This is a genomic window from Bacillus sp. ISL-55 (genome assembly GCF_018613155.1).
Classification (GTDB): domain Bacteria; phylum Bacillota; class Bacilli; order Bacillales; family Cytobacillaceae; genus Mesobacillus.
The window spans coordinates 1-12,345 of the sequence record NZ_JAGGQU010000042.1; the positions used below are offsets into that span (position 1 = coordinate 1).

Genomic DNA, 12,345 nt, shown 5'->3' on the forward strand with positions numbered 1-12,345 from the left:
GGGAGACCCCGCAGGCGCATATAGCGCCGAGGAGGCTCCCCGACTGCCCGCGGAAAGCGAAGCGCCTGGAACGAAAATCAGCAGCCGAGTTTAACAGAGCGTTATTTTAATTAAATTGATTCATTTTAAATTTTACATAATGATTTTTAGGGAAAAATGTAGATAAATCAGGGGGCAACTAGACAAAGGAATATCTTTTGTGATAAATTATTACAGTAAAAATCCTTTTAAAACTATATATCTTAAATCGATGAAAAGGAAAGTAGTTTTTGCCATATTCGATAGCGAGCCGGGGACGGTGGAAGCCTGGTGATGAAGCATAAATGAAGAACACCTTTGAGTTCTAACCGAAAGGGGTAACTTGAGTAGGCTTAGACGTTTCCAGCACGTTATATACTGGGTTATGCATTAGTAAAGTTGGTCATTTTATGACAATTTGGGTGGTACCGCGGAAGTTCAGCCTTTCGTCCCTTTTTTAGGGATAGAAGGCTTTTTTTATTGCAAAAAATTACCATAAGGAGGCTTATTATGATTAAGACAGTAGTAAAAGATTTATACAGAAATCAAGAAAATTTTAAAGACAAAACTGTTCAATTAACAGGATGGATCCGTACTCTTCGCGACTCCAAGACGATTGGCTTCATGGAGCTAAACGATGGAACATTCTTTAAGAGTGTACAGGTTGTTTTTGAGGATACCCTTGATAACTTTAAAGAAATTACAAAATTGCCTATCAGTTCTTCTGTATTAGTTGAAGGCGAATTTGTACCAACTCCTGAAATGAAGCAGCCATTTGAAATTAAAGCGACTAAAATTGTCGTCGAGGGGTTATCGGATGCAGATTATCCTATACAAAAAAAGAGACATACCCTTGAATATTTGAGAACAATCGCTCACTTACGTCCGAGAGCCAACGCCTTCTCAGCCGTTTTCAGAGTAAGGTCTCTTGCATCCTATGCCCTTCACAAATTCTTTCAAGACAAAGGGTTTGTCTATGTACATACACCAATTATCACTGGAAGCGATACTGAAGGAGCAGGAGAAATGTTCCGTGTGACTTCAATGGACTTAAACCAGCTTCCGAAAACCGAAGATGGAAAAGTGGATGAAAGTGCAGATTTCTTCGGCAAAGAAACCAACTTAACTGTAAGCGGCCAATTAAATGTCGAAAGCTTTGCTCTAGCTTTCCGTAATGTGTATACCTTTGGTCCGACATTCAGAGCCGAAAATTCCAATACGGCACGTCATGCCTCAGAATTCTGGATGATCGAGCCGGAAGTTGCCTTTGCAGAATTACCGGATATCATGGACCTTGGAGAAGAAATGGTCAAGTATGTCATTGATTACGTTTTTGAACATGCACCAGAAGAAATGGCCTTCTTTAACAGCTTTATCGATAAAACACTTATGGAAAGATTGCAGAATGCATTGAATTCCGATTTCGGAAGGGTTACTTATAGCGAAGCAGTTGAATTATTAAAGAACTCAGGCAAAGAATTTGAATACCCAGTTGAATGGGGTACGGATTTACAAACGGAACATGAACGCTACCTTAGTGAGGAGATTTACAAGCGTCCAGTCTTCGTTACCGACTATCCGAAAGACATCAAGGCATTTTATATGCGAGCGAATGAAGACGGAAAGACAGTTGCCGCGACCGACCTTTTGGTCCCTGGAATTGGTGAGTTAATCGGCGGAAGCCAGCGTGAGGAAAGGGAAGAAGTCCTTGCAGAAAGAATCAAAGAACTAGGTATGTCTGAAGAAGACTACTGGTGGTATCTCGAGCTTAGGAAATACGGAAGCACTAAGCATTCTGGGTATGGCATTGGGTTCGAACGACTTGTCATGTATCTAACCGGAATGAAGAACATCCGCGATGTCATTCCGTTCCCTCGTACACCAGGAAATGCAGAATTTTAATTAAATATGGGTGAAAATGAAAAATAGGATGCTGCGGCATCCTATTTTTTTATGGTAAAAGTGAAAAAAAAAACAGGGTTTGAAATCTCTCGCGATTTCAAACCCTGTTTTGGTTAATTTATTTCTAAAAACTCATTCAGTTAAAGTGTTTTCTAGAAGAATTTATATCCTTTCGACCCAATCGGTGCATTCTCGATCATGTCGATGAACGGTATCGTGTATGCAAATAGAATCAAAAGAACAGTGATACCGAGCCATAGTTTCCAGTTTTCAAATACCATCGGAGTTTTTTCTGCTTGATCAGCAACTTCTCCAACAGGGAATTCTTCTTCCCCTTTAGGTGCGAAGAAAGCAAGGTTGATGAAAATGTAAAGCATCAGGATGATTCCAAGGAAAAGGATCGATCCGCCAACTGCCTGTGCTACCTGGTAAGGAATCCATTCAGCTGCTTGCTCTGAACCGCCGTATGTTGAGAATGAAGAACGGCGTGGAGCTCCTAGCAGGCCGGCAGCGTGCATCGCGCCAGACATGAATGTCATACCAATTGCCCAAACAATCCCCTGGATAATGGCTAGTTTATTCATAGCCTTTGTAAGTACCCTTCCAGTCAGGTGAGGGACAAGCCAGTAGGAAATCCCAAAGAATGTCAGGACAACAGAAGTTGCAAGAGTCAAATGGAAGTGACCAGTGACCCAAATTGTATTGTGCACGACTTGGTTAAGCTGGTGGGATGCGTTGACAAGTCCGCCAGCACCGGCAGGGATGAATGCAAGCATACCGATGAACGGCACTGCGAAACGGGCATCACCCCAAGGAAGCTTTTTCACCCAACCAAATAAGCCGGTAGAACCTTTAGAACGTCCAAACATTTCAAATGTCGCAAACAATGAGAATGCGGTCATCAGTGATGGGATCACAACAAGGAATGTTAAAATAACCTGAAGGAACTTCCATGCTGGGTCAATACCTGGTTCCATTAGTTGGTGGTGGAATCCTACCGGAATCGAGAACAACAGGAACAGGATGAATGACATCCTTGCTAATGAATCAGAGAAAATCTTTCCGCCAATAATCTTTGGAACGATTGCGTACCATGCCATGTATGCAGGCAATAGCCAGAAATACACAAGCGGGTGGCCGAAATACCAGAACAATGTACGGCTAACTAGAACATCTACACGATCTACAAGTCCCAGTGACCAAGGAAGCAATTGGAATAGTACTGTTGCAGCAACACCAATCGTAGCTACGATCCACATAAGCGTGTTGACAAGTGACATGAAAGTCAACAACGGGCTAGGCTTTCCTGGGTTTGCTTTTCTCCATGAAGTGTAAGCCATGATGATTGCAGCACCGTCAATCCAGCTTCCGACGATTACAAGTGTAAGTCCTAAGTAAAAGAGTGCGTGGGCTTGTAATGGTGCGTAGAATGTATATAGGACAGAAGCCTGGTTTGTCAGGATCATGACAGCAGCCATTACAGTACCGATTGTCATTGTCCAGAAACCAATCCAGCCAGTCTTTCGCTGTTTATCAGTTAATGTTCCGGATGTTTTGCTCACAAGAGAGAGCTGGAATCCCATAATGAAAAATGTTGTTAGCACGAGTCCAAGTACGACACCGTGGATGGTCAGGATTTGGTAGTATCCTGTCCATGAAGGTAATTCGAATTTTCCAGAACGGACAAGTGTCTGGAGCAAGCCGGCAAGTCCGCCGATGGCAAGTGCGATGAAAGCAACATAAAAGTGGGCCATTGCCAATTTGCCGTCGCGGCGGTCAACTTTTGGATTGATTAATTTAGTATTCATTATTCTACCACCTCTATTTTCGACGTCATCATGTGGTGGCCGACTCCACAATACTCATTACAAACAATCAGGTATTCCCCAGCCTTGTCAAATGTTGTGACGAATTCACTGATATATCCAGGCTCGAGCATCATATTGATATTTGTGCCTGCCACCTGGAAGCCGTGAATTACATCCTTTGTTGTTGCGATCACTTTCACTTTAGCTCCCTTTGGAACTTCTACCTGTCCAGGATTGTAGGAAAATGCAGATGCTACAAAAACAAGTTCGTAATCCCATTCTTTTCCTTCAACTTTCTTCAATCCAGGCTCATTGAAAGGTGCTGTAGTATCTACCTTTTCAGGATTGATTGTTGCAAGACAGCTAGGAGGCTGGTTGCCTAAGTAGAAGGCACTGACCCCAATTACACTTAGGAATACGATCAGTGTCGTAATTCCGAAAATCAGCCAGATTTTTTCAAATTTATGAATATGCATAACTTCTTTCTCCCCTTTTGGTCTCTCTTAAAAACGATTAACAAATAAGAAATAAACGCCTACCCAAGTAGCGATTAAAAAGAATCCTAACAAGAACACAGATGCAAGTGTTCCTTTCAAGGAAGATTGTTCTTCCACCTTCGTATGTGTTTTCTTCCCAATTCCAGGCTGAGCCATCCCGGTCCACTCCCTTCGTAAAAAATGTTCGATTTAATTGATAAGTACACTCTCATAATACAAAACAATTTGGATACGTAAATATGGTTTCAGACAGTTCACAAATTGTTCATACCTGACATATTTACTATGTTAATGGTGAAAACGCGTCAACACAGTGATTTAAGTCACATGGTACGAGGGGTAATTGTGAATAATCTGTGAAAATCGTCATGTGAAACAGTGAGCAAAATCACAAACTAACAGGTCAGGATGTGATAGATCGACTTGACATTGGAGAGCAAATGAATCATAACAGCTTTGTCCACTTCATCATTAAACCTGTCAATAAAACGAAGGAATCATGACAGCTTTGGTCTCTCCACCATCAAACCTGTCAAAAAAACGAAGGAATCATGACAGCTTTGGTCTCACCACCATCAAAGCTGTCAAAAAAACGAAGGAATCGTGACAACTTTGGTCTCTCCACCATCAAAGCTGTCAATAAAACGTAGTAATCGTGACAGCTTTGGTCTCTCCACCATCAAAGCTGTCAAAAAAACGAAGGAATCGTGACAGCTTTGGTCTCTCCACCATCAAAGCTGTCAAAAAAACGTAGTAATCGTGACAGCTTTGGTCTCTACACCACCAAAGCTGTCAAAAAAACGAAGGAATCATGACAGCTTTGTCCACTTCATCACAAAACCTGTCAAAAAAAACATAGAGATCATGACAGCTTTGAACTCTCCAGCATCATAGCTGTCAAAATAACGACGGATTCTTGAATCCATTAGGAAAATAGGAATCACCATTCTAAGCGGAGTCTAATAAACTAATAGAAAATGGATCTTTCAGGAAGTGGAAAATATGCAAAAGTTTTATTGTGAACATTGCCGTCTCATCTATGATGAAATGCGATTATGTAAAAAATGTGGGGGAGCAGCAGAAAAGCAAATATGGATTGAAGTCCAAAAGCAGTCCAACGAAAAATAGCACCTGGTTTGGTGCTTTTTCTTTTACAAGGCGGGTAAACCTGATTTTCCTGCGTATTATGTTAAAATTAAATCAATTTAGAGCGGGAGGATGATGTGAATGTTTTTGCCATCTTTTGAATTGAAGGGGAAAACAGCGGTAGTGACCGGTGCGGGAAGAGGGATTGGCAGGGCGATCGCCATCGGCCTGGCTGAAGCTGGAGCAGATGTTGCCTTACTTGCAAGAACGGAGGAAGATCTTAAAGAAACTTCTTCGGTAATTGAAAAATTAGGAAGTAAAACTCTAGTGCTCCCCACAGATGTAACCAATAGGGATCAAGTACATAAGTCAATTTCAGCAGTACGCACTGAATGGGGAAAGATTGATATCCTCGTCAATAATGCTGGCATGAATATCCGTTCCAAGGCGTTAGAGGCGACAGATGAAGAATGGCAAACGATTATGGATACCAATTTAAAATCAGCCTTCATGATGTCTCAGGAAGCTGGAAAAATCATGAAGGAACAAGAAACAGGCGGAAAAATCATTAATATCGCGTCTGTTGCTGGACAAGTTGCCCTTAGGACAGGTGTCGTGTATGCAGCAACTAAGGCAGCCCTCATGCAGATGACAAAGGTGCTGGCAATGGAATGGGGACAATACGGTATCAATGTGAACTCAATTGGTCCGTGGTATTTCAAAACACCTCTGACTGAAAAACTATTGGCTGATGAATCATATGTAAAAGATATCCTTGCAGTAACGCCGTTGAAAAGAATTGGGGAATTGCCTGAACTGGTAGGACCAGTTGTTTTCCTAAGTTCTAAAGCAGGAAACTATGTGACAGGCCAAACTTTATTCGTCGACGGAGGTATGACGATTCACGGATTCTGACCAGGTATCTACGGAATAAAGGAAGGGTTTGCTTTTATCCAGAAAGACCATGACAAGAATGAATCTGTCAAAAACAAATAGATTGTCAACTGGTAAAGATTTTATAATGTATAAGGCAAGAGAGCATTGTATAATGAATTTGCACAGCAACTCCTTCAAAACGTTAGGCTTTTCCCAATTGCGGGGAAAGCTTTTTTTTTCGTCTTAATGAAAGCTAGTTTGACTGTATACTCTCTGGGTAAATGGAAAAAGTAACCGTACATAGATGTGAGGAGAGTATAACATGCCAAGAGTCATATCCATCGCAGAAGCATTGCCGCCATTTTCAATAGAACAAGATAAGGTAATGGACTTCGCTGAAAAGCTATTCAAAGAATCCTTTAAGGATATAAATAGGCTGCTCACCGTTTTTCAGAACGGCCAAATCGAGAAACGCCATTTTGCCAAAGATCTTGATTGGTTTGAAAATGACCATACCTTTGAAGAAAAGAATAATGCGTATATTGAGGCGGCTGTGGAACTTGGTGCAAAAGCAGTCTCAAATTGCCTGAAGAGTGATGTATTTTTAAAAGACGAAGTCCATCTTGAAGAGATCGATGCTATTTTTACCATCAGCAGCACAGGGGTGTCAACTCCTAGCATTGATGCGAGAATAATGAATACATTGCCATCATCACAATACACTAAAAGGATTCCGATATGGGGTCTCGGGTGTGCAGGTGGGGCAAGCGGGCTTTCACGTGCATATGAGTACTGCCTGGCCTACCCGAAGGCCAAGGTACTTGTGCTATCCATTGAATTATGCAGTTTAACCTTCCAGCGGAACGATCGATCAAAAAGCAATCTGATCGGAACTTCATTGTTTGCCGACGGGGTTGCATGTGCCCTTGTCTGTGGTGATGAGTCTGGCTATGAAAATATAATGAAAAAAGATTCTGCCCCTAATATTATCGGTACACAATCCACAACGATGCCCGATTCTGAAGATGTAATGGGATGGGAAGTGAAGAATGAGGGATTGTATGTCGTGTTTTCGAAGGATATACCGACAATCATTGAAAACTGGCTTCAGCCAAATGTCTTAAGGTTTTTGAATACCAATGGTCTTGATGTTCCAGACCTTGATCATTTTATTGCGCACCCAGGAGGTAAGAAAGTATTGGAAGCCTATGTTTCTGCCCTGAAGTTTCCTGAAACAATGACCAGGACTTCCCTCGATGTCTTAAAAGAATACGGGAATATGTCTTCTGCGACCATACTATATGTATTAAGAAGGTTCATGGAGACAGCGAAGGCAGGAGATCTTGGACTCGGTGCTGCACTTGGCCCAGGTTTTAGCTCTGAATTGCTATTGATGAGGTGGGAGTAACGTGGTGTTTCTCATATTTGTAGGTTTGATTATCCTTCAGCGGATAACAGAGCTGGTCATCGCGAGAAAAAATGAGGCCTGGATGAAAGATCAGGGAGCCGTAGAATTCGGCCAGGGGCATTATCCCGCGATGGTGTCGATCCATACAGCTTTTTTCATATCCTTTATTTTGGAAGTGAATCTATTGGGTAAAAATCTTTCAGATTATTGGCCTGTCCTGCTTGCTCTGTTTATTTTTACACAGACAATGAGAATTTGGGCACTAGCTTCATTGGGCAGGTTCTGGAATACAAAAATCATCATTCTTCCTGGAGCTAATGTCATTAAGAGAGGACCTTATAAAATTATCAAGCATCCAAATTATTTAATTGTTGCGATCGAGCTGATTGTGATTCCATTGATGTTCAATGCCTATATTACATTGGCGGTCTTTACTTTGTTGAATATCCTCATTTTATCAATCAGGATTCCTGCAGAGGAAAAGGCATTGAGAGAGTTAACAAAGTATGAATCTGAATTCTCTAAACAGGGGCGTTTCGTCCCGAATTTGTTAAATAAGTGTGACAATTAGCCTCCTTCCATTGAAAATGATAATCAGTAGTGCTACACTTTTCTTAAGATGAAAATTATTCTCAGTTAAAAAAGTATCTTAAGGATGGTGTCGTACCAATGGTTTCCATGTTAGTTGTTTCGACCGTAGCTGCTTATTCCTTACTTATGAAATATGTATTGAGCAATGTACTAAAACCTCATTAATAAACAATATTCTCATTTAGAAGGAAAGCCCGGACTGAGGTTCGGGCTTTTTCTTTTTGTCCTTTAACGGAGCGATTAATGTGCTTTTCATTACTTTTTCTAAGGGACAAAAATGAAATTATAGGAAAAGACCGAAAAATCATATAAAATAAAGTTATTCACAATTTTGTCACAAGGGGTTAGAGGAATGGGCCAAACTATTGCACAGCAAGATCAAAAGCTTCTTGGAAAGATTTTATCAATATATAACTTAATGAATACAAATCATGATGAAGATATAGCTAAAAAAGTAAAGGAATTGGGCAGGAAAGCCGTTGAAGAAGAATTTTCAATCGCTTTTTGCGGACACTTTTCTGCAGGGAAATCGAGCATGATCAACAAGTTGATTGGCGATAACATTCTGCCATCAAGCCCTATCCCAACCAGTGCGAATCTGGTGCGGCTAAAATCAGGTAATGAATATGCCAAGGTCATCTTTAAGGACGGCGGGTCACGTCTGTATCCGGCTCCGTATGATTATGATACGGTCAAAACCTACTGCAAGGATGGTGAACAAATCCAGGCTATAGAAATCAGCCATAATGGAGCTGAGTTCCTGGAACAGGCAGTCATTATGGATACACCAGGAATCGATTCTACAGATGATGCCCATCGGATTGCCACTGAATCTGCGCTGCATCTTTCAGATATCGTCTTTTATATGATGGATTATAACCATGTCCAATCCGAACTGAATTTCCTTTTTACAAAGGAATTAACGGATGCAGGAAAAGAACTTTACTTGATTATCAACCAGGTCGACAAACATCTGGATGCAGAACTGTCTTTTAATCAATTTAAGCAAAGTGTTGAAGACTCTTTTGCGGACTGGGGAGTAAAGCATGCAGGGATTTTTTATACGTCGCTGAAATACCCTGAATCACCACATAACCAGTTTCAAGAGCTTCGTTCATTTATCATGGAGCGAAAGGATAGAAGAAAAGAAATACTGCCAGTTTCAATTTTTAAGTCATTGGAAAAGCTGTCTGAGGACCATTTGGGGAGTCTTCAGCAGGATGTTGCTGAAGAAATAGATCAGTTTGAGACCATCCTGGAAGGGATTTCTGAAAGTGAGCGACAAAAGCTTTCAGATGAGCTCGATAAAATAAAGATGCAGCTTGAAAAAATTCAGGTTGAAAGGGACCCTGAACGGGAATTCCGTGATGGTCTCAAGGATATCTTAAAGAACGCGTATCTAATGCCTTTCCAGACAAGGGAATTGGCCGAGGCGTATCTGCAGTCAAGGCAGCCAGACTTTAAAGTTGGCTTGTTGTTCTCTAAACAAAAAACAGAACAGGACCGCTCAGCTAGATTGGATAATTTCTACCGGGAACTTGAGGATAAAGTACAATCCCAGCTCGACTGGCATATCAAGGACTTTTTATCAAAGCTTTTCAAGAAGCATAATCTATCGCAGACCGAGCTGCAGGCAGCAGCAAATGGTTTCAAAATCGAGTTTCAAAAAGATCTGCTCTCAGAAGCAGTTAAGCCTGGCGCGAGACTATCAGGGGACTATGTCCTCAATTATACGAATGATGTCGCTGAGGCTTTGAAGAATCTTGCAAGAAGAAAGATTGAGCCAATTAAGGAACTTTTCATTGACTATGTAAAAGGTCATGATGATGAGGAGGTAAATGAACTTCTCAAAAAAGAAGAAAATCTCGAGAAGCTTTTATCTGCCTGGAAAGCATTGAATTCAATTCAAAACAATCTCGACCAGCAACGAAGACTTGTGTCGGAAATTCTTTATGGCGAACATGCAGGATATAAAGAGGAAGATTTCCTTGTTTTTAAAGCTGATAAAGACGAGCCGGAAGTGATTTTAAATAATGACTTTGCTACCGAAAGCACAACTAGAGAAAAGGCCGTGCCATCAGTAGAAGCTCCTGTAGAGCAAACCGGGAATGGTATAGAGCAATTTCACGAAAAACAACAGCAGCTGGTCAGGAAAATGAATTTCACATCCGAACATATTGAAGATATACCTGGCTTGAAAAAAATCGCCCGTGAACTGAAGGAAAAAGCATCACGCCTTAAAGAGAGAGAATTTACTGTTGCTTTGTTTGGAGCATTCAGTGCAGGTAAGTCCTCTTTCGCGAATGCTCTGGTAGGGGAGCGGATTTTGCCGGTATCACCAAATCCGACAACTGCTGCCATTAATAAAATTAAACCGGTGACAACTGAGCATCGACACGGAACGGTAATTGTCAAAATCAAAAGTGCCGGAGAATTGCTAAAAGAGCTGGACCGATCGTTAGGATTGTTCGGCAAACAAACATCTGATTTCGAGCGAGCGATCGATCAAATCAACAGTCTTAAATTCGAGGATAGCGGTTACAGCGCGGCAGAAAAGACGCATTACTCATTCCTGCAGGCTTTTGCCAAAGGATTCAGCAATTTTAAAAACAGCTTCGGGGAAAAGCTTTTGGTGGATCTTGAATCGTTCCGAGGTTATGTAGCTGAAGAGGAGAAATCCTGTTTTGTGGAGTGGATTGAGGTTTATTATGATTGTGAGCTTACGAGAGAGGGGATCACCCTTGTTGATACACCAGGTGCTGATTCAATCAATGCCCGCCATACTGGGGTAGCCTTCGATTATATCAAGAATTCGGATGCTATATTATTCGTAACCTACTATAACCACGCGTTCTCAAAAGCTGATCGTGAGTTCCTGATTCAGCTTGGCAGGGTCAAGGATACCTTTGAACTTGATAAAATGTTCTTCATTGTGAATGCCGTTGATTTAGCGAATTCGGAGGAAGAACAGGAAGCCGTTTTAGAGTATGTCGAGGACCAGCTTGTTCAATACGGCATCAGGAAGCCGCATCTATTTCCTGTTTCCAGTTTAAAGGGCCTGAATGCGAAGCTCGTAAATGAGACTGGCGGAGACCAGCTGTTTAATCAATTTGAAAAGGCGTTTTACACCTTCATCGCCAATGACCTGATGAATATGGCTGTCGAGGCCGCTGAGTCAAAATGGCGTCAGGCTGTGGGTACAATCGAGGAAATGATCAACTCTGCAGAAGAAGACAAGGCAGCGAGGGCAGATAAACGACGAAAACTCCTTTCGGAAAAAGAAGAAATGCTGCTTATTTTATCACAAAAGAACTCAGCAGTACTTGAGGAGCGCTTGAACCTTGAGGCCGATGAATTGACTTATTACATTCGGCAGCGTGTCTTCATCCGTTTCGGTGACTTCTTTAGGGAGTCATTCAATCCTGCGCTATTGAAAGATGATGGACGCAATTTGAAGAAGGCCCTTGAAACAGCGCTCGATGAGTTGATTGAAAGCATTGGATATGACCTGGCACAGGAGATGAGAGCGACGTCTTTAAGAACCGAAGCGTTTATTATCCGGATCTTGAAAGAGTTCCAGGAAGCACTGTTAAGTGAACTAGTGAAAATTAACTCATCGATTTCCATTTCTGCAACAGATAATGGACCGCTTGCCGGAATAGAATTTGAAACAGCATACCAAAACATTGATCGTAACAATTTTAGAAAAGCCCTGGGCATGTTTAGGAATCCTAAATCCTTCTTTGAGAAGAATGAAAAGAAATTAATGGCGGATGAACTTGAAAAGCTTTTACATGGTCCTGCAGGTGAGTATCTTGAAGCCGAGAATGATAGGCTTAAAGATCATTATCAGCCTGAATTGGTCCGGGAGTTTGCAAAAGTCCAGGAGGATTTTTCAGAGCAGATCACAGAGTATTTTGAAGGGATTACATCTGCACTTGAAGATAACTTCTCTATTGATACTGTTAAAAGGGCACTATTAAATATTAGAAACTTTCAATAAAGGTTGAGTGCAGAGATGACCAGTAATAGATTTCATGCATGTGCTACTTGTGTTAATTTTCAGGCTGAAAAGCTGAATGGCAAAATGATCTACCATTGTGGCAGGCTTGGCTATGAAACGAAGAGTCATTATAAATTTTCCTGCTGGGACCCTAAA

General features: G+C 41.4%; 8 protein-coding genes and 1 other annotated feature. Of the genes, 5 read left to right on the top strand and 3 right to left on the bottom strand.

Annotated features, from left to right (window positions below; all coding sequences use genetic code 11):
* Positions 1 to 241 precede the first annotated feature (241 nt).
* Positions 242 to 475 (top strand) — a binding site (T-box leader).
* 53 nt (positions 476 to 528) lie between these two features.
* Entirely contained in the window at positions 529 to 1,920 is a 1,392-nt protein-coding gene (gene asnS, locus J7E32_RS18955; RefSeq protein WP_214910685.1) for an asparagine--tRNA ligase, read from the top strand.
* 152 nt (positions 1,921 to 2,072) lie between these two features.
* Here the strand turns inward: asnS and J7E32_RS18960 are convergent, their stop codons facing one another.
* The 3 genes from J7E32_RS18960 to J7E32_RS18970 are packed head-to-tail and all read right to left on the bottom strand — an operon-like array spanning position 2,073 to position 4,381.
* On the bottom strand, positions 2,073 to 3,728 hold the full coding sequence (locus J7E32_RS18960) for a b(o/a)3-type cytochrome-c oxidase subunit 1 (RefSeq protein ID WP_214910687.1): 1,656 nt from the start codon (positions 3,726 to 3,728) through the stop codon (positions 2,073 to 2,075).
* Positions 3,728 to 4,204, bottom strand: a complete 477-nt coding sequence (locus tag J7E32_RS18965; RefSeq protein WP_214910689.1) for a cytochrome c oxidase subunit II — start codon at positions 4,202 to 4,204, stop codon at positions 3,728 to 3,730. Before J7E32_RS18965 ends, J7E32_RS18960 begins: the two co-directional genes overlap by 1 nt.
* A 27-nt stretch (positions 4,205 to 4,231) precedes the next feature.
* Positions 4,232 to 4,381 carry a cytochrome c oxidase subunit 2A gene (locus tag J7E32_RS18970; protein WP_214910691.1) on the bottom strand — a complete coding sequence of 50 codons (150 nt, stop codon included), beginning with the start codon at positions 4,379 to 4,381 and terminating at the stop codon, positions 4,232 to 4,234.
* A 1,071-nt stretch (positions 4,382 to 5,452) separates the two neighbouring features.
* Here J7E32_RS18970 and J7E32_RS18975 point away from each other — a divergent pair.
* From J7E32_RS18975 to J7E32_RS18990, 4 genes are all read left to right on the top strand, one after another.
* The gene (locus J7E32_RS18975; protein WP_214910693.1) at positions 5,453 to 6,226 is read left to right on the top strand and encodes an SDR family NAD(P)-dependent oxidoreductase; all 774 of its coding nucleotides are present in this window, start codon (positions 5,453 to 5,455) and stop codon (positions 6,224 to 6,226) included.
* A gap of 283 nt (positions 6,227 to 6,509) precedes the next feature.
* On the top strand, positions 6,510 to 7,595 hold the full coding sequence (locus J7E32_RS18980) for a type III polyketide synthase (RefSeq protein WP_214910695.1): 1,086 nt from the start codon (positions 6,510 to 6,512) through the stop codon (positions 7,593 to 7,595).
* Between the two features lies 1 nt (position 7,596).
* Positions 7,597 to 8,166 (top strand): isoprenylcysteine carboxyl methyltransferase family protein, encoded by a 570-nt coding sequence (locus J7E32_RS18985; protein ID WP_214910697.1) that lies wholly within the window; start codon positions 7,597 to 7,599, stop codon positions 8,164 to 8,166.
* Positions 8,167 to 8,538: 372 nt separating this feature from the next.
* Positions 8,539 to 12,189, top strand: a complete 3,651-nt coding sequence (locus tag J7E32_RS18990) for a dynamin family protein (RefSeq protein WP_214910699.1) — start codon at positions 8,539 to 8,541, stop codon at positions 12,187 to 12,189.
* The last annotated feature ends 156 nt before the right edge of the window (positions 12,190 to 12,345 follow it).